This window comes from Solihabitans fulvus (assembly GCF_008386585.1).
GTDB lineage: Bacteria > Actinomycetota > Actinomycetes > Mycobacteriales > Pseudonocardiaceae > Solihabitans > Solihabitans fulvus.
Genome location: NZ_VUOB01000051.1, coordinates 1 through 20,925, shown reverse-complemented (window position 1 = coordinate 20,925; position 20,925 = coordinate 1). Strand labels below are relative to the sequence as shown.

Genomic DNA, 20,925 nt, shown 5'->3' with positions numbered 1-20,925 from the left:
CAACAGGTCGAGCCCTCCGACACCATCGTGTCGTGGGAATCGTTGGGTGCGGTTCGAATCTCCTCAGATGAACAGAATAATGGTGATCGCGCTGCCCGGCTGCACCCTCGTGCCCGCCGGAACGGACTGGTTGAGCACCGATCCGCCCCCGCCCGGCAGGAACGACTGCACGCTGACCTTCAGCCCGAGGGCCTCCAGCGCCTTCGCGGCGTCCTCGCCCTTCTGCCCACCGACGTTCGGCACGGTGACCGCGGTGGACACCACGACGGCCACCCGGTTGTCGCCCTTGGGCGCGATGGTGCTCCCGGCCGCCGGGGTCGTGCGGATCACCTTGCCGCCGTCCACCTTGTCGGAGAACTCCGCTGGCGCGTCGTAGGGCGCCAGGCCGGCGGCCTGCAACAGCTGGAACGCCTCGTCCTTCAGGTGTCCGCTGACGTCCGGCACCGGCTTGGGCGGCGGCCCCTTGCTCAGCACCACCGTCACCACGCCGCCAAGGGGCAGCTCGGCGCCGGGGTTGGGGCTGACCGTGATGACCTTCCCCTCCGGCACCTGTTGGTCGAACACGTTCGCCGCGTCGTCGCGTTTCGGCGTCAGGCCCGCGTCCCTGATCAGCTGCTCGGCCGCCTCCGGCGCGCTGCCGACGGTCACCGGCGGCACGATGGGCTTTCCCTTGGAGATCAGCAGCTTCACCTGGCCGCCGCGCAACGCCTGCGCGCCGGTCGTCGGGTCGGTGCGCAGCGCCTGTCCCGCCGGCACGGTGTTGTCCGACTGGTTCAGCACCTGCGGACTGAGGTCCGCGTCCTGTAACGCCTTGATCGCGTGCGCCTGGTCGAGGCCGGCGACCTGCGGCACGGCCGTCCACCGGCCGCTGCCCATCCACCACGCCACCACGCCGATCGCCACGGCCAGCACCAGGACGATCGAGATCCACACGATGAACGTGCGCCTGCTGCGGTTCCGCTCGGCCGCGTACCGGTCGGCCGGCGCGGCGGGACGCTGCTGCTTGCGGGCGGGCTCGGGTCGCTTCGCCAGCGCCGCGCCGAGCTCCTCCCGGGAGATCGCCCTGGTGCCCTGCGGGCCGACCGGGCCGCCAGGGCCGCCGACAGCGCCGACAGCGCCAGCCGGGCCGACCTGCGCGGCCCGCACCGGCATCGCCGCGGTGTGCTGGACGACGGTCCGCTCGGCCGCGGACTCCGGCGGGGCCTGGTGCGTCACGGGCTGGGTGCGGCCGACGCCGAGGCGCACCGGTTCGACTCGCACGGTCTGCTCGTCCTGTCCCGGCATCGGCGTCGGCACGGTCACCCTGCGCGCCGCCAGCGACTCGCGCACCCGCTCGACCTCGGCGAGGAACGCCTCGGCGTCGGCGGGCCGCTCGGCGGGGTCTCGCCTGGTCGCGCGCAGCACCAGCTGGTCGAGGGCGGGCGGCAGGTCCGGGAGCACGGTGCTCGGCGCGGGGACGTCGTCGTTGACGTGCCGGTACGCCACCGAGATGGCCGTGTCCCCGGTGTAGGGCGGCTTGCCGGTCAGCATCTCGAAGAGCACCAGGCCCGCCGCATACACGTCGCTGCGGGCGTCCGACGCGCCGGTGGCGACCTGCTCGGGGGACAGGTAGGCCACCGTGCCGAGGATCACGCTGTCGCTGGTGGTCCCGGCGCTCGCCACGGCCCTGACCAGGCCGAAGTCGGCGACCTTGACGGCGCCGCTGTGCCCGATCAGCACGTTCTCCGGCTTCACGTCGCGGTGGATCAGCCCGGCGCGGTGCGCGGCGGCCAGCGCGGAGAGCACCGGTTCGAGCACGCTCAACGCCAGCGGCACCGGCAGCCTGCCGCGCTCGGTGAGCAGGTCGCGCAGGGTGCCGCCGGTGACCAGCTCCATGACGAGGAACACGTTGTCCCCGCCGGGCGCGCGGTCGACGCCCTGGTCGTACACGGCGACCACGTTCGGGTGATGTAGCCGGGCGGCGGCGCGCGCCTCCTGCTCGAACCGCGCCACGAACGACCGGTCGGCGGAGAACTGGGGATCCATCACCTTGATGGCGACGGGACGGTCCAACCTGGTGTCGACGCCCCGGTACACCGTGGACATGCCACCGCGCGCCAGGAAGCCGTCCACCCGGTAGCGCTGCTCGAGCAGCCCTCCGATCACGTTCGTCCCCTGCCTGTCCACAACCGTCGATCGTACGGACGAGTTGACCCGGTTGGCGCAGGGCATGTCCGGCGCGGTTATGGCATCGTGACCGCCGTGAGTTCGATTCCTGCTGCTGCCCATGTGCTGGCCCCTGAGCTGGAGGTTCTTTCCCTCCCCGATGTCGCCGAGCGCCTCGGTCTCCCTGTCACCAGGGTGCACCAGATGCTTCGCGACGGTCACCTGCTCGCGGAACGCCGCGACGGTGTCCTGGTGATCCCCGCTGACTTCATCGCCGATGGCGGCATCGTGAAGGGGTTGGCCGGCACGATCACCGTGCTGCGCGACTCCGGCTTCTCCACCGACGAGATCCTGCGTTGGCTCTTCGCGGAGGACGACACGCTGCCCGGCTCGCCGATCGAGGCGTTGCGCGGCGACCGCGGCCGTGAGGTGAAGCGAAGGGCGCAGGCCATGGCGTTCTAGCCCGCTAGGGCTACTCAGAGACGGGCGAGCACTGCCCGGCCGAGGCTGGGCAGTGCCACCGCGAGCCTGCGCTGACGGGACACCACGATGCGCCGGTCCAACACGTCGTAGTCGGCCGCCACGATGCCGTCCAGGATCTCCCGGTACAGCGTCAGGGCGGTCGCCACACAGGGCCGCGACACGGGTTCGAGCAGGGCGACGCCCCGCTTCGCGTCGCGGTAGATCGAGTAGGTGTAGGCGGCGAGGTGCGCGAGCGCGCGGCGCACCCGCTGGTCGGCGCGCCCGGTGCGCCGGCACCAGGTCAGCAGCGCGCGGTCGACGCCGAACGCGGCCAGTTCCTCCGTCGGCAGGTAGAGGCGTCCCCGGTCGAGGTCCTCGCCGATGTCGCGGAGGAAGTTGGTCAGCTGGAACGCCTCGCCGAGCGCGATCGCGGCCGGCTCGGCCTCCTCGCGCGGCCCGACCGTGCCGAAGACCGGCAGCATCTGGAGCCCGATCACGGCGGCCGAGCCGTACATGTACTCGCGCAGCGCCGCGAGGTCGCGGTACTCGGTGACGCGCAGATCCAGCCGCATCGAGGCGAGGAAGTCGGTGAACAGGTCGGGGGCGAGGCGGTAGCGCCGCGCGGTGTGCGCGACCGCGGTGATCACCGGGTTTCTGCCCGGCTCGCCGGCCAGCCCGGCCTTCAGTTCCCGCTCCAGCCCGTCGAGCGCGGCGGCCCGCTGCGCGGGCGTGTGGCCGACGGCGGTGTCGTCCACGATCTCGTCGGCCAGCCGCGCGAAGCCGTACAGCGCGTGCACCGAGGGCCGGCGTCCCGGCGTGAGCAGCCTGGTGGCCAGGAAGAACGTCCTGCCGTAGCTGGCGTTGATCTCGCGGCAGCGCAGGTAGGCGGCCCGCGCCACCGGGTCGTCGATGCCGGCGGCGCCCAGTTCCCGCGCGCTCACCGGGCGGCTCGCGCCGGGGTCTTGCTCCGGATGGACAGCCGGAGCGGATCGGGCCGCACCAGCGACACGGCGGCCAGGCCGGACGCGAGCAGCGCCAGGAAGAGGTAGCCCCACGAGTACAGCGCGGTGTCGCCGTTGGGGAAGGTCACCAGCAGCAGCCACACCGAGCCGAGCACCGCGACCACCAGCGCGGACGTGCCCCAGGCCAGCCCGGCGCCGATGACCAGCGGCCAGCTGAAGTACCAGGGCAGCGTCGCCGGGCTCAGCAGCGCGACGGCGAGCAGCGTGTAGGCGGCCCGGCGCACGGCCTCCGGCCCACCGTCCCGCGCGGCCCACCACTGCCGAGCCGCGATCCACACCAGCAGGATCTCGCCGATCGCCCGCGCGATGCCGAGGAAGATGCCCTGGTCGACGGTGAAGACCAGGCTGACCAGGGTGTGCGTGAACTGGCCGAGGGCGGTGGGCAGCGACAGCCAGTTCACGATCATCGAGGACGTGCTCAGCGCCGGGATCCAGCCGAGGCTGACGCCCGCGGCCAGCGTGCACAGGGTGAACACGACCACGAACACCGCGAGCCCGCCGCCCGCCGCCTTGAGGAACCGGTTGCGCCGTGTCCCCGTCAGCCGCGCGGCCCACACCCAGACCAGGAACGGCAGCGCCACCACGGCCGTCGCCTTGACCGAGAAGGCCAGCGTCACCAGCGCGATGGCGGTCAGATGTCGTCCGTCGAGCATCAGCCGCACCCCGGCCGCGAGCAGGCCGACCATCAGCATGTCGTTGTGCGCCCCGCCGATCAGGTGCACGAGCATCAGCGGGTTGGCCACGCCGAGCCACAGCGCCAGCGCCGCGTTGCCGCCGAGGTGCCTGACCAGGCCGGGGACGGACCAGCACAGCAGCGCGAGCCCGAACGCGGTGGCCAGCCGCAGCAGCAGCACGCCCCCGATCAGGCTGGTGCCGGTGATCGCCACGACGCCCTTGGCGACGAGGATGAACAGCGGGCCGTAGGGCGCCGGGGTGTTCTGCCAGACCCAGCTGACGTTCTCGGTGAGCGGGCCGGGCAGCGCGGCCGGGCCGACGACGTAGGGGTCGAAGCCCTTGAGCGCCAGCATTCCCTGCGACAGGTAGCTGTAGACGTCCTTGCTGAACAGCGGCGGCGCGACCAACAGCGGCAGCGACCACGCGCCGATGGCGATCAGCATGCCCCGGCTGTTGACTCGCTTGGCTCGCACGCCCCTGCCCAGCCGCACCCAGGCCCAGACGAGCAGGCCGAGTCCGATGTAGAGGACGGCGGTGGCCAGGTCGAGGCCGTGGCCGTAGCGGATCCAGCTCAGTCCGCTGTCGGCGAGGACCGGGTCGTGCACCAGGGTCGCGCCCGCACCGGTGCCGCCGAGCGCGACCAGCATGACGCCGAGGACGCCGAGCAGGATCGTGCGGACGGGGAGACCGTTGATGTCTGCGCTCTGAGCCTGCTCCTGGGTAGGCGCAGACGGCACCGACTCACTCTGTTCGGTGCTAGATCGAGGAAGGGAAGGCGTCGCGGGCATCGCGTTGACCATCGTCGCACAACGCGCGCACACGCGAGCAGGCGACGGCAGGAACACGTCATGTGTTCTTAACGGCTCGGTAGATCGTCGCACGCGCGTCGCGCGGGGTCGAGTGCCGTTCGGTGGGTGTTCGCGCGGTCGCGCGCTGTGGTCCACCACTGACGCTGATGGCCTGTTGACGGAGTAATTCAACGAGTGCAGAATTACGTCATGACGCACGCCGTCGTGGTTGAGGAACTACTGGTCAACAGGGGAGGCCGCGCGGTGGTGCGCGACCTCGGCTTCACGGTGCCAAGGGGCACGGTGACCGGCCTGATCGGGCCGAGCGGGTGCGGGAAGACGACGCTGATGCGGTCGGTCGTCGGCGTCCAGGTGGTGGCGGGCGGGGTCGTCACCGTGCTCGGGCTGCCGGCCGGCAGCGCCGCCCTGCGCAACCGGATCGGCTACTCGACGCAGAGCCCGTCCGTGTACGCGGACCTGACCGTGACGGAGAGCCTGCGGTACTTCGCCGCCGTGCTGCGCGCGCCGAAGTCGGACGTGTCGCGGGTGATCGACGAGGTCGGGCTCGGCAGGCACGCCGGCAAGGTGATCGGCCGGTTGTCCGGCGGAGAGCTGTCCAGGGCCAGCCTCGCCGTCGCGTTGCTCGGTTCGCCGGAGCTGCTGGTGCTGGACGAACCGACGGTTGGCCTCGACCCGGTGCTGCGCGAGGAGCTGTGGACGCTGTTCCACGGGTTGGCCGAGCGCGGCGTGACGCTGTTGGTGTCCAGCCACGTGATGGACGAGGCCGCGCGGTGTCACCGCCTGCTGCTGATGCGGGAGGGGCAGTTGCTCGCCGACGGCACACCGGACGAACTGCGCAGACGCACCGAATCGACGGATCTCGAACAGGCGTTCCTGCGGTTGGTGCGGGAGCGGGAGGAGGCGGTGCGGTCATGAACCCGGCGATCGTGTTGGCGACCGCGAGGCGGATCCTGGCACAGCTGCGGCACGACCCGAGGACGGTCGTGCTGATGGTGATCCTGCCGTCGTTGTTGTTGGTGCTGCTCCGGTTCGTGTTCAACTCGGAGCGCGCGTTCAGCGAGGCCGCGCCCGCGCTGCTCGGGGTCTTCCCGTTCGCGATCATGTTCATCGTCACGTCGGTGACGACGCTGCGCGAGCGGCTGACCGCGACGCTGGAACGGCTGATGACCATGCCGATCGGCAAGCTGGACCTGCTGATCGGCTACGCGATCGCGTTCGGGCTGGTCGCCGTGGCGCAGGTGGCGGTCGCCGCGGCGTTCGCGTTGGGCTGGCTGGGCCTGACCATCAGCGGCTCGGTGTGGGTGCTGCTGCTGATCGCGCTGCTGGACGCGTTGCTCGGGATGGCTTTGGGGTTGTTCGCGAGCGCCTTTGCCCGCACGGAGTTCCAGGCCGTGCAGTTCATGCCGGCGTTCGTGATGCCGCAGGTGTTGCTGTGCGGGCTGTTCATGCCTCGGGGGCAGATGGCGGACGTGCTGCACTGGCTGTCGAACGTGCTGCCGCTGTCCTACGCGGTGGACGCGCTGACGCAGGTGACCAGGTCGAACGTGGTCGACGGGACCTTGGTGCGGAACCTGGTGATCGTGGCGGCGTGCGCGCTGGTCGCGCTGCTGTTGGGTGCGGCGACGCTGCGCCGCCGCACCCCGTGACTCGTGCCCCTGGCGCTACTTGCTCGCCCCTGACAGGAAAGCGAGCCAGTCGGCGGGGGTGAAGTCGAGGGTGGGGCCGGACGCGTTCTTGGAGTCGCGGACGGCCACGCGGCGCGGCCCGAACGCCACCTCCACGCAGTTGCCCTGCTCGACTGGCCCGCTGCGGCTGCTCTTCCGCCAGGTGGTGACGCCTGTGTCAGTCGTGGTCATCGGTTTCCCCTCCGGCGAACTCGGCTGCGATCGTGGCGACCCGATGCGCCGATTCTCCTGGGCTGAGAGCCAACCGTGAAAGGTCCGAGAGAATGGCTTCGTAGATCGCGATGCTTTCGGGCCGCTCGATGAACACGTTGGATGTGGAGGTTTCCAGGTAGACGACTGGGTTGACGTGGTCGAACCTCATCAAGGCGAAGGCGCCGCACAGACCGGCATGCACGCCCGCCGAACTTGGCACGACCTGGATGTTGATGTACGGCCGGACCGACATGCGCAGCAGATGGTGCAGTTGGTCTGACATCACGTCGGGTGCGCCGACAGAGCTACGCAGCGCCGCTTCCTCGATGAAGTAGGTGCACCGGGGAGGGTTGGTTCGGTCGAAGATCGTCTGCCGGTCGATCCGAAGGTCGACGCGGGGCGCGATGTTCTCCTCCCGCACGAACTTTGACCGGCGCATCAGGCCCCACATGTAGTCGGGTGTCTGAAGCAGGCCAGGGATCATCTGCGCTTCGTAGTTGCTGATCGCGAGGGCGGCCTCCTCGCAGGAGGCCAGCGTGCGGAGCTTCGTTGTCAGGTATTCGCCGCTGTGCTTCTGCTCCCGATTGAGCCGGAGCAGTTCGGCTCGCTCGGCTCCGATCACACCGCACAGCGCCAAGAAACTGGACAGGTCCACCTCGCTGACGAGGTGCCGGCCGTTCAACAGGCTGGAGACCTTCGGCTCGGACCAACCCAGCCTGCGCGCGAGGGTTCGGCCGTTCAGTTCGGCCCGCTGCATGGCCTGTCGCAGCGCTTCGCCCAACTCCCGCGCCCGTACCGTCGACTCCTGCTCCTTCATCCGCACCCGTCGAACTCTAGGGTTGGCCGTCGAGATTTCCTGGTTGCGCGGCCAAGATTCCTCCTACTGTGCCTGGCTTTTGTTGTTCCGAAGCTTTCTGCTTGCGTTATGCCTGTCATGTCACCCGCACTGGCCAACGCGTTCCGACTCCTGCGTTTCGACCTCTACGGCTACCTCGACGAGATAGAGTTCCTGGTCAACGACCTCGACGACGCCGATTCTCCTGAGCTGAGACTGATCGGTGAACTCGTGCCCGGCCTGGTCACGACAATTCGCGGGATGCTCGCCCGCCACGTGCCGAACAAGGAAGGATTCTGTCCCGTCTGTTCAATCATTCCCGGCGGGCGGCAGTTCCGGCGGGAATCCTGGCCGTGCCGCGAAGTCCAGACCATTCACGACCTCCTCAAGGACCCGGACGGCGTGTTCGCCAAGGTCATGGCGGCCTCATCTTCACCGTAAGAGTCGTGAACGACCACGTTCCGTATCGGCTTAGGCTCTTGATCATGGGAGAAATGTCTGACCTACGCTCTGTCGTCCGCGGCACGGTTCTGCTGGCCGGCGACGACGGCTTCGACGACGCCAGGCGCCCGTGGAACCTCGCCATCGAGCAGCCGGTGCTCGCGGTGGTCGAGGCCGCCGACGCCGACGACGTGTCCGCCCTGGTCCGCTACGCCCGCTCCATCGGTGTCGCGGTCTCCGCCCAGCCCAGCGGGCACGGCGCCAGCGGCAACACCGACGGAGTCATCCTGCTGCGCACCCGACGCCTGGACGAGGTCGTGGTGGACGCGGCCGCGCGCACCGCCCGAGTCGGGGCCGGGGTGGCCTCGCGGGCGGTCCAGACCGCCGCCACCGCGCACGGCCTGACCGGGATGCCCGGCAGCTCCCCCGTGGTCAGCGTGACCGGCTACACCCTCGGCGGTGGTCTCGGCTGGTTCGCCCGCAAGTACGGCTGGGCCGCCGACCACGTCACCGCCTTCGAGATCGTGGACGCCGAGGGCAACCAGTCCCGGGTGACCGCCGACGCCGACCCGGACCTGTTCTGGGCGCTGCGCGGGGGCGGCGGTGACATCGCGCTGGTCACCGCCATCGAGTACGGCCTGCACCACGAGCCCGACCTGTTCGGCGGGCGGATGGTCTGGCCGGCTGAGCGGGCCCCTGAGGTGCTGGCGGCGTTCCGCGCCGTCACCGCCGACGCGCCGCAGGAGCTGACGCTGTGGGCTGACCTGTTCCAGTTCCCCGGCTCCTCGCCCATCGTCTCGGTGGACGTCACCTACCTGGGCGGCGAGGCCGATGCGCGTGCGCTGCTGACTCCTTTGGACGGCGTCGACGGGCTGCTCTCCGACAGCCGGGCCGTGCTTCCGATGATCGAACTCGGGTCCATCACCGCCGATCCCACCGACCCCGGCCCCGGCAGCTCCCGAGCCGAACTGCTCACCGACCTGGACGACCTCACCGTCAAGGCACTGCTGGCCGAACCCATCGCCCCGCTGCTCGCCGTCCAGATCCGCCACCTCGGCGGCGCGCTGGCCCAGGCCAGCGACAGCCCGCACGGCGCGGTGCGCGAGCCCTACCTGGTGTACCTGTTCGGCCTGCCGATCACGCAGGAGGCCGCGGCGGGGATCACCGCCAAGCAGCAGGCCGTCGTCGACTCGCTCGGCGGCGCGGTGAGCGGCCGTAAGCCGCTGACCTTCCTCAACCCGGCCGAGAGCGCCGCCGCCGCGTTCGCCCCCGAGGCGCTCGCGCGGCTGCGGCAGATCAAGGCCGACCGCGACCCGCACGGGGTCATCCGCGGCAACTTCCCGGTCAACGGCTGACCGGAGCCCGGTTCGCCGTCACGTGCCGGTTCGGTGGGTGTCTCCCGCCGAACCGGCACGTGCGGTACTAGGCCGACAGGCTGGTCGGCGGTTCTCCCGCGACGTTGCGGGACAACACTTCCAGCGGAAGTTCGAGCGCCTCGGCGAGCGCGACGACCGTGAAGAACGCGGGCGTCGGCACGCGTCCGGTCTCAATCTTGCGGAGCGTCTCGACCGAGATGCCGGCCGTCGCGGCGACCTCGACCATGCTGCGGTCGCCTCTCGCCGCGCGCAGCACCTCGCCGAGCCGAGTGCCGCGTTCCCAGTCAGCCGCCGTCAGCGGTGGTCGCACCATACGTGTGATAGTAATACCGGTATAGTTATTGGTGCATCTACCGGGAGAGAACACGATGGTCGAGTTGAAGACGAACGCCGAGCTGGCCCTGATGCGGGAGGCGGGCCGCGTCGTCGCCCGCGCACTCAGCGCGGTCCGCGAACACGCCGCCGTCGGCGTGACACTGCTGGAACTCGACCGGGTCGCCGCCGAGGTCCTCGCCGCGCACGACGCGCGCTCCCCGTTCCTCAACTACCGCCCGCACTTCGCGCCGACGCCGTTTCCCGGCGTCATCTGCGCGTCGGTGAACGACGTTGTCGTGCACGGCATCCCGAACGACTACCGGCTCCGCGACGGCGACGTGGTCAGCATCGACTGCGGAGCCGAGCTTGGCGGCTTCAACGGCGACTCCGCGATCACCTTCACCGTCGGCACGCCACGGGACGCCGACCTGATCCTGATCGAACGCACCGAGGCCGCCCTCGCCGCCGGCATCGCGGCCGCCAAGGTCGGCGCCAAGCTCGGCGACATCGCGCACGCCATCGGCAGCGTGGCGCGGGAGGCGGGCTACGGCGTGCCCATCGACTTCGGCGGCCACGGCATCGGCCGCCAGATGCACGAGGACCCTTCGGTGCCCAACGACGGCAAGCCGGGCCGAGGCATGCGTTTGCGCCACGGCCTGGCGATCGCCATCGAGCCGATGCTGATGGCCGGCGGGCACCGCGCCTACCGCACGGCCGACGACGGCTGGGCCCTGCACACCATCGACGGCACCCGCGCCGCGCACGCCGAACACACCGTCGCCGTCACCGACGACGGCCCGGTGATCCTCACCGCCCTCTGACCGCGAGCGCGGTGCTCACGACGTCAGCAGGGCGTGCAGGCGGCGGGCGGACGTCGGCAGCGTGCCGGAGCCCTTGCGGGTGGCGATCGCCGTCAGCGCAGGGATCTCGCCGCGCAGCGCCGGCACGACCTTGCGCAGCTCGCCCTGCTGCTCAAGGACCACCTGCGCCACCGCCGCCGCCAGGCCGGGACTTGCGCAGGCTCGCGTTTGGCGACCGTGTCAAGCCAGCTCAGCTGATCTCGGACGAGCCCAACGGGAACGATCACCTCCGACAGGGCGTGACGTCAGCCGGTCGGATGGGCGGAAACTGGCGTGCCGCCAGAGACTCGGCGTCGACCGAGGCCGTCGCCCGCGATGCGCTGGGCGGCGATCTTGCCCGAGATCAGCACCGGCGGCACGCCGACACCCGGCGTGGTTCCGCAGCCGGCCAGCACCGCGTTGTCCACGCCCCGCAACAGGTTCCTCGGCCGGAACGGTCCCGTCTGGCCGACGGTGTGCGCCGCCGAGAACGGGGTTCCGGCGGCCAGGCCCATCGCCGCCCAGTCTTCCGGGGTGACCAACCGCTCCATCTCGACCGAATCGCCGAAACCGGTCAGTCCCCGCGCCTCGAGGGTGCGCACCAGCTCGTCCCGGTAGGCGGGGCCGATTCGTTGCCAGTCAAGGGATCCGGTCGCCAGGTTCGGGCACGGCGCGAGCACGTAGTGCAGGTGCCGACCCTCCGGCGCGAGCGAGGGGTCCGTCGCCGTCGGGCGGCTCACCAACAGGGATGGATCGCTCATCAGCCGGCCCTCGCCGATCACCTCGTCGAACGTCCGGTCCCAGGCGTCGCCGAAGAAAATGGTGTGGTGGCCCAGTTCCCGCCACGTGCGGTCGGTGCCGGCGTGCAGCACCACCGCCGACGGCGACCAGCGCACCGGCCGCGGCCGGCGCGGCGCGTGGCCCAGCATCTGGTACGCGGCCGGCAGGTCCGGGGTGAGCACCACGGCGTCGCAGGGGATCCGCTCGCCCTGCGTGGTGCGCACGGCCGTGACCCTGCTGCCGATCCGCTCCAGCCACGCCACCGACGTGTCGTAGCGGAACCGCGCACCCGCGCGCGTCGCCGCCCCGGCCAGCGCGTCGGGCAGCGCCCGCATGCCGCCGCGCGGGAAGTGCACGCCGTTGACGGTGTCCATGTAGGCGATCACCGCGTACGCGGCCAGCGCGCGGCGCGGTGCCACCCCGGCGTAGAGCGACTGGAACGAGAAGATCCGCCGCAGCCGCTCGTCCCGGACGAACCGGCCGACCGACGGCCCCAGCCTGCCGAACCCGCGCAACGCGGCCAGCTTCGCCAGTGAACTGCCGGCGAGGTCGAGCGGCGAGTCGAAGTTCGCCCCGATGAACGTGTCCCGCTCCACCCGGTACAGCTCGGTCAGCCAGTCCCGCAGCCGCCGGTAGCCCTCGGCCTCCCTCGGCCCGGCCACCCTGCGCACCTCGGCCTCCATCGCCTCGGCCTCGTGGTGCACGTCGATGGAGCTGCCGTCGGCGAACCGCGCCCGGTAGGCGGGCCGCACCGGCAGCAGGTCGAGACAGTCGGCCATAGACTCGCCGACCGCGCCGAGCGCGTCCTCGACGAGTTCGGGCATCGTCAGCACCGTCGGGCCCGTGTCGACGCGGTAGCCGTCCAGGTCGAGCCTTCCGGCGCGGCCGCCGGGGTGCGCGTCCCGCTCGACGACGGTGACCTCGCGGCCGGCGCCAAGCAGGTGCAGCGCGGCGGACAGCCCGGCGAGACCCGCACCGACCACCACGACGTGGTCGGTGCGGCCAGGGACGGTCCTGCCGGTGAAGGACGACACGGTCAGTGGTTCCGTTTCGTCGCGCTGACCGCCAGTTCGGCCAGCCTGGTCGCCGCGGGCTCCGCGACGGGCGCGGCGCGCAGCGCGGCCAGCGCCGTGTCGGTCAGCGCGGTGATCCGCTGCTCGACCGCGTCGACCGCGCCGAGTTCGTGCAGCAGCGCCCGCACCTCGTCCACGGTCCCGGTGTCCAGGTCGGGGCGGCCGATGGCGGCGTGCAGGGCCGCGGTCGCCGCGTGCGCGCCGCTCGCCTGCGCCAGTTCCAGGCCGAGCGCGACCAACAGCGTCCGCTTGCCCTCCCGCAGGTCGTCGCCGGCGGGCTTGCCGGTGACCTCCGGGTCGCCGAAGACGCCGAGCAGGTCGTCGCGCAGCTGGAACGCGACGCCGATGTCCGCGCCGAACGTCCGCAGCCCGGCGATCAGCTCCGGCGAACCGCCGCCGATGGCCGCGCCGAGGTGCAGCGGCCGTTCCACCGTGTACGCGGCCGTCTTGAGCCGGTCGATGCGCAGCGCGGCCTGCGTCGAGGAGTCGCCGCGCGCCTGCGTGAGCATGTCGAGGTACTGCCCGGCCAGCATTTCCGAGCGCATGTACTGCCACGGCTCGCGCATCCGGCGCAGCGCGTCGTCGGGCAGGCCAGAGTCGAACAGCATGTCGTCGGCCCAGGCCAGGGCGACATCGCCGATCAGCAGCGCGGCGGCCAGCCCGAAGCGCTCCGGCTCGCCGAGCCACCGCTGGGTGCGGTGCCGCTCCGCGAACGCCACGTGCACGGTCGGCGAGCCGCGCCGCACCGCTGAGGCGTCCATCAGGTCGTCGTGGATCAGCGCGCACGCCTGGATCAGCTCCAGCGAGCTGGCCGCGGTGAGCACGGCGTCGGCCAGCGGGCCGTCCGGGTCGCCGCCCGCGCCGCGCCACCCCCACCAGGCGAAGGTGGGGCGGATGCGCTTGCCGCCGCCGAGCACGAAGCCACTGAGCGCGTCCACCGCGCCGGCGAAGCTCTCCTCCATCCGCAGCCCCGCGTCCCGCCGCTCACCCAGATAGCCGAACAGCCGGTGCTCGACGTGTTTCGGCAGTTCCAGGTCGGTCGGGTGGAGTCGGTGTGGTGTGGACACCTGTCTATCGTCCGTCGTCGCCCGGTTTGCCGCCGCACCGGGGTTGCCACCGGCGTTCTCAATCAGGTTGGTCTCACCAGGTGAACGGCGTCTCTCAGGCACCGGACCTGCCTCTAGGCTGATGGCATGAGTTCGGTGGTCGAGCGGCTGCGCGGGGACGGTCCCGTGTTCTCCGTCGAGTTTTTTCCGCCCCGCGATGCCGAGGACGAGCAGGTTCTGTGGCGTGCCGTCCGCGAACTCGAGCCGCTCGACCCGGCGTTCGTCTCGATCACCTACGGCGCTGGCGGCTCCAGCCGCGACCGCACCATCCGCACGACCGGGCGCATCGCGCAGGAGACCACGCTGGTGCCGATGGCGCACCTCACCGCCGTCGACCACTCCGTCGCCGAGCTGCGCAACGTGATCGGCTGGTACGCGGCGGTCGGCGTGCGCAACATCCTCGCGGTCCGGGGCGACCCGCCCGGCGATCCCTACGGCGAGTGGATCAGGCACCCCGACGGCCTCACCTACGCGGAGGAACTGGTCCGGCTGTGCCGGGAGCTCGGCGACTTCTGCGTCGGGGTCGCGGCGTGGCCCTACGGGCACCCGCGCTCGGCCGACCTGGACGACGACACCGTGCACCTGGTGCGCAAACTCCGCGCCGGGGCCGACTTCGCCATCGCCCAGCTGTTCTTCCAGCCAGAGGACTTCCTGCGGCTGCGCGACCGCGTGCTCGCCAAGGGCTGCGAGACGGTGCTGCTGCCCGGGGTGATGCCGTTGACCACGCTCAGGATGCTGCACAAGACCGCCGAGCTGGCCGGGGTCCCTGTACCGCCGCACATCGCGGCGAAGCTGGAGCGCTACGCCGACGACCCTGCCGGCTTCCGCGCCGCCGGCATCGACCACGTCACCGAGCTGTGCGAGCGGCTGCTCGCCGAGGGTGTGCCCGGCGTGCACTTCTACACGCTCAACCGGTCCAAGGCGACCAGGGAGGTCGTGGCCAGGCTCGGCCTGGTCCCCGCCAGGACCTAGACCAGGAAGGGCCTAGACCAGGAACGGCCTAGACCAAGAAGGGCCTAGACCAGGACACCGTTGCGCTAGCCGGTTTCCAGCGCGCGGAGGCTGCGGCGGTGGGCGACCAGTGCCAGCACGATGACGATCAGCGCCGCGCCGCCGGTCAGGCCGCCGACCAGCAGCGCCCAGCCCTGCCAGGACGTCGTCGGGTTGCTGGAGTACTGGACGGTGGCGGTGAGCATCGACGCCTGGCCGGGCTTGGGGGTCCAGCCGACCGTGCTGTTGTCGGTATCGATCTTGCCGTTGGTGCTGAGCACCGGGCCAGGGAAGCTGATCTTCACCTGGATGTCCGCCCGGTCGGCGGTCACCTGGGTCAGGTCCACCGAGCCGGACACCGTGACAAGATCACCCGAACGGCGGAAGTTGAGCTGGTAGTGGCTCGTCGTCGAACTCGCCGCGGTGGACAGGCTGCGGACCTCCTCGAAGGTCAGCCCGTTGAAGTACAGCTCGGTGCCGGTGTACCCGTCCGCCTTGTACGCCTTGACGCTGACCCGGCTGGCAAGCTCCTGTGGCACCTTCAACTGGGGCCCGGGATCCGCGTCCTGCGTCGGCGGGGTCGCCGCCACGATCTCGCCGGACACCCGGTCGTCCTCTGTCACCGCCATCGCGGCGTGCAGCCGGACACATCCGGTCAGGGTGAGTGTGAGCAGCACAAACAACGACAGCAGGAGAGCTGCTTGACGGGTGGGGCGCCCACGGCCTACGTGCACGCGATCATCCTGCCAGCTTGGTCACGCGTCGACCCTTCGGCGTAGCGGTTTGCGTCACATCTGAAGCCGAACTAATTGGGCTGACGATGTCCCTGGCCCAGCAGGTAGCGTGCCGGCATGTCTTCATCTCGGGCCGGCGTGCACGGCATCAGCGATCAGTATGTGGACGAGTACGCGGCGCTCGATCCGATCGAGGCGACCCACCTCGGGATCACCGGGCACGACGACGCGCTGACGGACTTCTCCCCGGAGGGCCACCAGGCCCGACACGAGGTCTCCGCGCGGGCGCTGCGCGACATCGAGGCCGCCGAGCCGGCCGACGACTCCGAGCGGGCCGCCAAGGCCGTGTTCCGCGAGCGGGTCGGCCTGATGACCGAGCTGCACGAGGCCGGCCAGGACGAGTCCGCGCTGAACGTGATCGCGAGCCCGGTGCAGGCCCTGCGCGACGTGTTCGACCTGATGCCGACCGACACCCCCGAGCAGTGGGCGGTGATCGCCAAGCGGCTGGCCGCGATGCCCAACGCGATCGTCGGGCTGCGCGCGTCGCTCGGATACTCAGCCGACAAGGGCAAGCTGGCCGCGCTGCGCCAGGTCACCAGGGTCGCCGAGCAGTGCGACACCTGGGCCGGGCTGCGCGGCGGCCGGTCGTTCTTCGCCAGCCTGATCGCCGACGCGAGCAAGACCGAGGGCGTCACCAGCGCCCTGCGCACCGAGCTGGAGACCGGCGCGAAGGCCGCCGCCGAGGCGTACGCCGACCTCGGCAGCTTCCTGCGCAACGAACTCGCGCCCAAGGCCCCCAAGAAGGACGCGGTCGGCGAGGACGTCTACCGGCTGTGGTCGCGCTACTTCACCGGCGCGAAGCTCGACCTCGCCGAGGCGTACCAGTGGGGTTGGGAGGAGTTCTCCCGGCTCGAGGCGGAGATGAAGCAGGTCGCCGGGCGGATCAAGCCGGGCGCGACGCTCGCCGAGGCCGCCGCGGCGCTCGACGCCGACCCGAGATACCTGGTGCAGGGCCAGCCCGCGTTGCAGGCGTGGATGCAGCAGCTGTCCGACAAGGCGCTGGTCGACCTCCGCGACGTGCACTTCGAGCTCCCCGAGGAGCTGATGAAGCTGGAGTGCCGGATCGCCCCGCCCGGCGGCGGCGTCGGCGCGTACTACACCGGCCCGACCGACGACTTCACCCGCCCCGGCCGCATGTGGTGGTCCGTGCCGGCGGACAAGGAGGAGTTCTCCACCTGGCGCGAGGTCACCACCGTCTATCACGAGGGCGTGCCCGGCCATCACCTCCAGGTGGCGACCGCCGTCTACCAGGCCGCCAAGCTCAACCGCTTCCAGCGGCTGATGTGCTGGGTCTCCGGGCACGGCGAGGGCTGGGCGCTGTACTCCGAGCGGCTGATGCACGAGCTCGGCTACCTGGACAACGACGGCGACCTGCTCGGCATGCTCGACGCGCACCTGTTCCGGGCCGCGCGGGTGATCATCGACATCGGCATGCACCTTGAGCTGGAGATCCCCAAGGGCACCGGCTTCCACGAGGGCGAGCGCTGGACGCCGGAGCTGGGCCTGGAGTTCATGCTCACCAGGACGATCACCGACCAGACGCACGTGCGGGACGAGATCGACCGCTACCTCGGCTGGCCGGGCCAGGCGCCGTCCTACAAGCTCGGCGAGCGGCTGTGGCTGTCCGCCCGCGAGGACGCCCGCGCGCGGCACGGTTCCTCGTTCGACCTCAAGAAGTTCCACAAGCAGGCGCTGGAGATGGGCGCGATGGGGCTGGACACGCTGCGCGAGCGGCTCGCCGAGCTCTGATCCCTTTCGTGGGCGGGAACCGGTGTTGCGGCACCGGTTCCCCGCCTCACGACACCGGAAGGATGCGGCCGAGGACGGCGAACGGCCGGGGGTCGCCGGTGAACTGGTAGTGCCGCAGCACATCGACGAAACCGACCCTGCGGTACAGCCGCCACGCCTTGCTCGGGCCTTCCGGCGTGGACAGCAGCACCCGGTCCGCGTCGACGCCGTCGAGCAGCCGCCGCAGCAGCGTCTCGCCGATGCCCCGACCCTGCGCGTCCGGCCGCACGTGCAGCTCGGTCAGCTCGAAGTAGTCCCGCATCCACTCGTCCACCAGCTCGGGGCTGGCCACCGACGTCAGGCCCCTGCGCACCTGCTCGTGCCACCACTGGCCCGCGCCGCCCCGGTAGCCGTAGCAGACGCCGAGCAGCGTGTCGTCCTCGCCGAGCGCGGCCACGCAGCGCCAGTCCTCGCGCAGCATGTGCGCCAACCACATCGGCGCCCGCTGCTCCACCGTGGCCGGCGGATAGCCCATGGCCCGCACGTACAGCGACAGCGCCTCGCTGAGCCGCGCGTGCAGCCCGTCGCGGGACAGCTCGACCACCCGGTCACCGCGCGGTGCGGGCAGTGCCGTCATCGGGCGTCCTCCGCGACTGTCTCGGGCGCGCCGCCGGTCAGCTCGACCAGGCCGGCGAAGGTGGTGGGGAAGACCGCCTTGGGATGGCCCGCGGCGGCCCAGACCACCTCGTGGTCGGCGAGCGCGGTGTCGACGATCGTGTGGATCGGCGCGGGATGCCCCACCGGGGAGACCCCGCCGATCGGCTGACCGGTCTGCTCCCTGACGAACTCCGCGTCGGCCCGCTCGACGCTGGTGACCCCGGCGAGGCCGGCGAGCAGCCCGGTGTCGGCGCGGTGCGCGCCGGAGGTCAACACCAGCAGAGCGCTGCGCACGCCGCGGTGCTCGGCGGCGAACACGAGGCTGTTGGCGATCGCGCCGACCGGCACGCCGAGCGCGTCGGCCGCCTGCGCGGCCGTGCGGACGTCGTCGGCCAGCACGCGGATACCGTTCGCCGCCTCGGTGTGCCCCGCCTCGGACAGGGCCGCGACGACCTTGCGGATCCCCGGGTGATCCAGTGAACTCACGCGAACTCCTCGGGCTAGATGCCTGTTCATCAGACCACGTCACACCAGCCCGTGGCGGGGGTGGTCCCCGCAGCGGCTTGAGAGTTGTCGGTGTCTCGGGTTAATCTGAACCGGTTCGAACAGGTGTTCGAACACCAATGCCCCGGTGGTGGGGTGGGGGAAGCACCCCACCACCGGGAGCCGCCGGCTTCCCCTCGGCGGTGACGTCGCATTTCACGACGCCGCGAGGAGGCCGCCGATGTCAGCTTCGATCGACTTCCCCATCCACAGCCAGAACCCCGTCCACTCCGACCACAGCGAGCACCCCGTCCACGGTGATCGCTCTGTTCACGGCGAGCACCCCGTGCCGAGGCAACGGCGGATGCCGTTACGCGCGCTGCCGTCGGTGCCGCTGCCGTTGCCGCCGGCGACCGCCATCGCGCTGCTCGAACAGGCGCACGAGGGGCTGGCCGAGGCCGAGCGCGCGGCGGAGCCCGCCGACCGGTTCGCCGGTGCCTACCTGGCCGCGCTGCGCGCCTCGGCTGCCGTGCTGGCGTTGCGCGGCAGGCCGCACCGGGGGCGCGCCCGCCCGACGAGCGTCTGGGTGCTGCTGGCGTCGATGGCACCGGAACTGCGCGAGTGGGCCGAGTTCTTCGCGGCCAACTCCGCGACGAGGGCCAGCGTGCAGGCCGGCGTCACCCGCCTGGTCAACCCGAGGACGGCCGACGACCTGGTGCGGCAGGCAAGTGAGTTCCTGTCCCTGATCGACCGGATCCTGCCGGGGGTTCAGATCCTGCCAGGGGACCAGATCCTGCCGGGGGAGCAGCCGTGACCCCTGCGGGTCGCGGCCGCGCCCTGCTGGAGTACGGCCGGCTGCTCGACGTGCTCGCCGTCGAGGGCGAGCTGCTGGCCGAGACGACGCGCGGGCGGCCGCCGGGCCGCCCGGTGCCCAACTGTCCCGGGCTGACCCTCGGGGAAACCGCGCGGCACGTCGGCAGCACCTACCGGATGGTGCTGTCCTGGCTGCGCGACGGACGCCAACCCGGTCAGTGGCAACAGGATCCGGGGGCCGGCGAGGACACCGCCGACTACCTGCTCGCCGGGCTGCGAGAGTTGCTCGACGAGCTGGCCGCGCACCGGCCGGAGGAGTCGTGCCCGACCTGGTGGCCTCGCGACACCAGTTACGGGTTCTGGCGTCGCCGGATGGCGCACGAGACCACCGTGCACCGGATCGACGCGCAGGACGCCGCCGGGGTCGCGCCGGACCCGATCGCCGACGACGTCGCCATCGACGGCGTGGATGAGGTGCTGACGCTGTGGTTCACCCACCGGCTCTCGGTGCTCGGCGTGGCCGGGACCAGGAACGGGCTGGTGGCCGTGCGCACCGGCGGCGAGGCGTGGCTGGCGCGGGCGGGGCCGGCCGGATCGGCGGCCTGGCGTGCCGTGCCAGAGGAGCTGGGACAGGCGCAGGCGACCGTGTCGGGGGAGCCTCGGGACGTCTACCTGTGGCTGTGGGGGCGGCTGCCGACCAGGCCGGAGATCGTGCGGATCGACGGGGACGCCGACGCTGTGGCGCAACTGTGGGCGTTGCTGCGGCTTGGTACGAAATAGGTGGGCGGTGTGAGAAAGATGCGAGAGAGATAAGTAGGCGGTGCGTGCGGGGGTGGGTGGTTAGCCTGTTTGCATGGCTACACGTCTTACAGAGGTTGTCGTTGACGCAGCCGACCCGGCGGCGCTCAGCCGGTTCTGGGCGGCGCTGATCGGATGGGAGCTCAGCTACGAGTCGGCTGACGAGTGCTGCATCGTCGACCCGTCGGCGGAGGGCTGGCTCGGCGAGGTGGCGTTCGTGCCGAACTCGGAGCCCAGGGTGGCGAAGAACAGTCGCCACCTCGACCTGGCCAGCGCGTCGCTGGAGGACCAGGCGGCGATCGTGGAGCGGGCCGTCGACCTCGGCGCGAAGCCCATCGACGTCGGCCAGGGCGACGTGCCGTGGGTCGTGTTGGCCGACCCGGAGGGCAACGAGTTCTGCGTGCTCGACCCGCGCGAGGAGTACCGGGAGTGCGGGTCGGTGGCGGCCGTGATCGTGGAGGCGGCCGACCCGGCCGCGATGGCCGAGTTCTGGTCCGTCGCTGCCGGAATGTCGGTGGCGCGCAGCTCGGACCGCATTGTCTCGCTGCGCCACGCGTCGGGCCGGGGACCGTGGCTGGAGTTCCTGCGCAACGATGGCGTCAACGTGGTCAAGCACCGGATCCACCTCGACACCGCGCCGTTCAAGGGCGACGACCACGACGCCGATGTCGCCGGACTCGTCGCGCTCGGCGCGAAGCACATCGACATCGGCCAGGGCGACTCGCCGTGGAAGGTGCTCGTCGACCCCGAGGGTGGCGTGTTCTGCGTCCTCACTCCTCGGTAGTCATCTCGGTAGTCGTTCTGCGGTGGGTGCTTTGCGGGTAGTTGGCGTTGAGGTAGCTAGCGCTGCGGTAGTTGGCGTTGGGGTAGTTGGCGTTGAGGTAGCTAGTAGACCGTCGCTTCTAAT

23 protein-coding genes are annotated in these 20,925 nt (G+C 71.1%); 11 read left to right on the top strand and 12 right to left on the bottom strand.

The window, feature by feature from the left end; all coding sequences use genetic code 11:
* Positions 1 to 63: 63 nt before the first annotated feature.
* On the bottom strand, positions 64 to 2,166 hold the full coding sequence (pknB, locus tag F0L68_RS26245; protein WP_149852479.1) for a Stk1 family PASTA domain-containing Ser/Thr kinase: 2,103 nt from the start codon (positions 2,164 to 2,166) through the stop codon (positions 64 to 66).
* A 75-nt stretch (positions 2,167 to 2,241) separates the two neighbouring features.
* Between pknB and F0L68_RS26240 the strand changes: the two genes are divergently transcribed.
* On the top strand, positions 2,242 to 2,607 hold the full coding sequence (locus F0L68_RS26240; protein ID WP_188316837.1) for an Rv2175c family DNA-binding protein: 366 nt from the start codon (positions 2,242 to 2,244) through the stop codon (positions 2,605 to 2,607).
* A 14-nt stretch (positions 2,608 to 2,621) separates the two neighbouring features.
* Here the strand turns inward: F0L68_RS26240 and F0L68_RS26235 are convergent, their stop codons facing one another.
* Positions 2,622 to 3,548, bottom strand: a complete 927-nt coding sequence (locus tag F0L68_RS26235) for a phytoene/squalene synthase family protein (RefSeq protein WP_149852478.1) — start codon at positions 3,546 to 3,548, stop codon at positions 2,622 to 2,624.
* Positions 3,545 to 5,041 (bottom strand): polyprenol phosphomannose-dependent alpha 1,6 mannosyltransferase MptB, encoded by a 1,497-nt coding sequence (mptB, locus tag F0L68_RS26230; RefSeq protein WP_240543008.1) that lies wholly within the window; start codon positions 5,039 to 5,041, stop codon positions 3,545 to 3,547. Before mptB ends, F0L68_RS26235 begins: the two co-directional genes overlap by 4 nt.
* A gap of 261 nt (positions 5,042 to 5,302) precedes the next feature.
* Between mptB and F0L68_RS26225 the strand changes: the two genes are divergently transcribed.
* Both F0L68_RS26225 and F0L68_RS26220 read left to right on the top strand, forming a co-directional pair.
* Positions 5,303 to 6,028 carry an ABC transporter ATP-binding protein gene (locus F0L68_RS26225; protein WP_149852477.1) on the top strand — a complete coding sequence of 242 codons (726 nt, stop codon included), beginning with the start codon at positions 5,303 to 5,305 and terminating at the stop codon, positions 6,026 to 6,028.
* The gene (locus F0L68_RS26220) at positions 6,025 to 6,759 is read left to right on the top strand and encodes an ABC transporter permease (protein ID WP_149852476.1); all 735 of its coding nucleotides are present in this window, start codon (positions 6,025 to 6,027) and stop codon (positions 6,757 to 6,759) included. The genes F0L68_RS26225 and F0L68_RS26220 overlap by 4 nt, the downstream gene beginning before the upstream one ends.
* 15 nt (positions 6,760 to 6,774) lie before the next feature.
* Here the strand turns inward: F0L68_RS26220 and F0L68_RS26215 are convergent, their stop codons facing one another.
* Both F0L68_RS26215 and F0L68_RS26210 read right to left on the bottom strand, forming a co-directional pair.
* Complete coding sequence (locus F0L68_RS26215; RefSeq protein ID WP_149852475.1) at positions 6,775 to 6,969, bottom strand: DUF397 domain-containing protein; 195 nt, start codon at positions 6,967 to 6,969, stop codon at positions 6,775 to 6,777.
* The gene (locus F0L68_RS26210; protein ID WP_223199146.1) at positions 6,956 to 7,807 is read right to left on the bottom strand and encodes a helix-turn-helix domain-containing protein; all 852 of its coding nucleotides are present in this window, start codon (positions 7,805 to 7,807) and stop codon (positions 6,956 to 6,958) included. The genes F0L68_RS26215 and F0L68_RS26210 overlap by 14 nt, the downstream gene beginning before the upstream one ends.
* 117 nt (positions 7,808 to 7,924) lie before the next feature.
* Between F0L68_RS26210 and F0L68_RS26205 the strand changes: the two genes are divergently transcribed.
* On the top strand, positions 7,925 to 8,266 hold the full coding sequence (locus tag F0L68_RS26205) for a hypothetical protein (RefSeq protein ID WP_149852473.1): 342 nt from the start codon (positions 7,925 to 7,927) through the stop codon (positions 8,264 to 8,266).
* 53 nt (positions 8,267 to 8,319) lie between these two features.
* The gene (locus F0L68_RS26200) at positions 8,320 to 9,621 is read left to right on the top strand and encodes an FAD-binding oxidoreductase (RefSeq protein ID WP_223199143.1); all 1,302 of its coding nucleotides are present in this window, start codon (positions 8,320 to 8,322) and stop codon (positions 9,619 to 9,621) included.
* A 67-nt stretch (positions 9,622 to 9,688) separates the two neighbouring features.
* On the opposite strand, the gene F0L68_RS26195 is transcribed toward F0L68_RS26200, so the two are convergent.
* Positions 9,689 to 9,955, bottom strand: coding sequence for a helix-turn-helix domain-containing protein (locus tag F0L68_RS26195; protein WP_149852471.1), 267 nt, complete (start codon positions 9,953 to 9,955; stop codon positions 9,689 to 9,691).
* A 55-nt stretch (positions 9,956 to 10,010) separates the two neighbouring features.
* Here F0L68_RS26195 and map point away from each other — a divergent pair, with 55 nt between their 5' ends.
* A complete protein-coding gene (gene map, locus F0L68_RS26190; RefSeq protein WP_149852470.1) occupies positions 10,011 to 10,778 on the top strand; it encodes a type I methionyl aminopeptidase in 768 nt (255 codons plus the stop codon).
* 15 nt (positions 10,779 to 10,793) lie between these two features.
* Here the strand turns inward: map and F0L68_RS42665 are convergent, their stop codons facing one another.
* The 3 genes from F0L68_RS42665 to F0L68_RS26180 form a co-directional block, all read right to left on the bottom strand.
* Positions 10,794 to 10,949, bottom strand: coding sequence for a hypothetical protein (locus F0L68_RS42665; RefSeq protein WP_188316836.1), 156 nt, complete (start codon positions 10,947 to 10,949; stop codon positions 10,794 to 10,796).
* A gap of 113 nt (positions 10,950 to 11,062) precedes the next feature.
* Complete coding sequence (crtI, locus tag F0L68_RS26185; RefSeq protein WP_149852469.1) at positions 11,063 to 12,610, bottom strand: phytoene desaturase family protein; 1,548 nt, start codon at positions 12,608 to 12,610, stop codon at positions 11,063 to 11,065.
* Positions 12,611 to 12,612: 2 nt separating this feature from the next.
* Positions 12,613 to 13,716 carry a polyprenyl synthetase family protein gene (locus F0L68_RS26180; protein ID WP_223199142.1) on the bottom strand — a complete coding sequence of 368 codons (1,104 nt, stop codon included), beginning with the start codon at positions 13,714 to 13,716 and terminating at the stop codon, positions 12,613 to 12,615.
* A 126-nt stretch (positions 13,717 to 13,842) separates the two neighbouring features.
* On the opposite strand from F0L68_RS26180, the gene F0L68_RS26175 reads away from it, so the two are divergent.
* The gene (locus tag F0L68_RS26175) at positions 13,843 to 14,727 is read left to right on the top strand and encodes a methylenetetrahydrofolate reductase (RefSeq protein WP_149852468.1); all 885 of its coding nucleotides are present in this window, start codon (positions 13,843 to 13,845) and stop codon (positions 14,725 to 14,727) included.
* Between the two features lie 65 nt (positions 14,728 to 14,792).
* On the opposite strand, the gene F0L68_RS26170 is transcribed toward F0L68_RS26175, so the two are convergent.
* Positions 14,793 to 15,422, bottom strand: a complete 630-nt coding sequence (locus F0L68_RS26170) for a DUF3153 domain-containing protein (protein ID WP_223199145.1) — start codon at positions 15,420 to 15,422, stop codon at positions 14,793 to 14,795.
* Between the two features lie 174 nt (positions 15,423 to 15,596).
* Here F0L68_RS26170 and F0L68_RS26165 point away from each other — a divergent pair, with 174 nt between their 5' ends.
* Entirely contained in the window at positions 15,597 to 17,288 is a 1,692-nt protein-coding gene (locus F0L68_RS26165) for a DUF885 domain-containing protein (RefSeq protein ID WP_149852466.1), read from the top strand.
* A 46-nt stretch (positions 17,289 to 17,334) separates the two neighbouring features.
* Here the strand turns inward: F0L68_RS26165 and F0L68_RS26160 are convergent, their stop codons facing one another.
* Together F0L68_RS26160 and F0L68_RS26155 are read right to left on the bottom strand one after the other, a co-directional pair.
* Positions 17,335 to 17,904: a GNAT family N-acetyltransferase gene (locus F0L68_RS26160; protein WP_149852465.1), complete on the bottom strand. Its 570-nt coding sequence runs from the start codon at positions 17,902 to 17,904 to the stop codon at positions 17,335 to 17,337.
* A complete protein-coding gene (locus F0L68_RS26155) occupies positions 17,901 to 18,410 on the bottom strand; it encodes a YbaK/EbsC family protein (protein WP_149852464.1) in 510 nt (169 codons plus the stop codon). Before F0L68_RS26155 ends, F0L68_RS26160 begins: the two co-directional genes overlap by 4 nt.
* Positions 18,411 to 18,648: 238 nt before the next feature.
* Here F0L68_RS26155 and F0L68_RS26150 point away from each other — a divergent pair, with 238 nt between their 5' ends.
* The 3 genes from F0L68_RS26150 to F0L68_RS26140 all read left to right on the top strand — a co-directional run bounded on the left by F0L68_RS26150 (position 18,649) and on the right by F0L68_RS26140 (position 20,802).
* A complete protein-coding gene (locus F0L68_RS26150; RefSeq protein ID WP_223199141.1) occupies positions 18,649 to 19,221 on the top strand; it encodes an SAV_6107 family HEPN domain-containing protein in 573 nt (190 codons plus the stop codon).
* Entirely contained in the window at positions 19,218 to 20,000 is a 783-nt protein-coding gene (locus tag F0L68_RS26145; protein ID WP_149852463.1) for a maleylpyruvate isomerase family mycothiol-dependent enzyme, read from the top strand. Before F0L68_RS26150 ends, F0L68_RS26145 begins: the two co-directional genes overlap by 4 nt.
* A gap of 73 nt (positions 20,001 to 20,073) precedes the next feature.
* Positions 20,074 to 20,802: a VOC family protein gene (locus F0L68_RS26140; protein WP_149852462.1), complete on the top strand. Its 729-nt coding sequence runs from the start codon at positions 20,074 to 20,076 to the stop codon at positions 20,800 to 20,802.
* The last annotated feature ends 123 nt before the right edge of the window (positions 20,803 to 20,925 follow it).

What these genes read in the sequence shown, in the direction of transcription:
- F0L68_RS26210 (WP_223199146.1), bottom strand. Translation starts at nt 7,807, where the DNA reads ATGAAGGAGCAGGAGTCGACGGTACGGGCGCGGGAGTTGGGCGAAGCG.
- F0L68_RS26175 (WP_149852468.1), top strand. Translation starts at nt 13,843, where the DNA reads ATGAGTTCGGTGGTCGAGCGGCTGCGCGGGGACGGTCCCGTGTTCTCC.
- F0L68_RS26220 (WP_149852476.1), top strand. Translation starts at nt 6,025, where the DNA reads ATGAACCCGGCGATCGTGTTGGCGACCGCGAGGCGGATCCTGGCACAG.
- F0L68_RS26165 (WP_149852466.1), top strand. Translation starts at nt 15,597, where the DNA reads ATGTCTTCATCTCGGGCCGGCGTGCACGGCATCAGCGATCAGTATGTG.
- F0L68_RS26150 (WP_223199141.1), top strand. Translation starts at nt 18,649, where the DNA reads ATGTCAGCTTCGATCGACTTCCCCATCCACAGCCAGAACCCCGTCCAC.
- F0L68_RS26205 (WP_149852473.1), top strand. Translation starts at nt 7,925, where the DNA reads ATGTCACCCGCACTGGCCAACGCGTTCCGACTCCTGCGTTTCGACCTC.
- F0L68_RS26140 (WP_149852462.1), top strand. Translation starts at nt 20,074, where the DNA reads ATGGCTACACGTCTTACAGAGGTTGTCGTTGACGCAGCCGACCCGGCG.
- F0L68_RS26215 (WP_149852475.1), bottom strand. Translation starts at nt 6,969, where the DNA reads ATGACCACGACTGACACAGGCGTCACCACCTGGCGGAAGAGCAGCCGC.
- map (WP_149852470.1), top strand. Translation starts at nt 10,011, where the DNA reads ATGGTCGAGTTGAAGACGAACGCCGAGCTGGCCCTGATGCGGGAGGCG.
- F0L68_RS26195 (WP_149852471.1), bottom strand. Translation starts at nt 9,955, where the DNA reads ATGGTGCGACCACCGCTGACGGCGGCTGACTGGGAACGCGGCACTCGG.
- F0L68_RS26160 (WP_149852465.1), bottom strand. Translation starts at nt 17,904, where the DNA reads ATGACGGCACTGCCCGCACCGCGCGGTGACCGGGTGGTCGAGCTGTCC.
- F0L68_RS26200 (WP_223199143.1), top strand. Translation starts at nt 8,320, where the DNA reads ATGTCTGACCTACGCTCTGTCGTCCGCGGCACGGTTCTGCTGGCCGGC.
- F0L68_RS26225 (WP_149852477.1), top strand. Translation starts at nt 5,303, where the DNA reads ATGACGCACGCCGTCGTGGTTGAGGAACTACTGGTCAACAGGGGAGGC.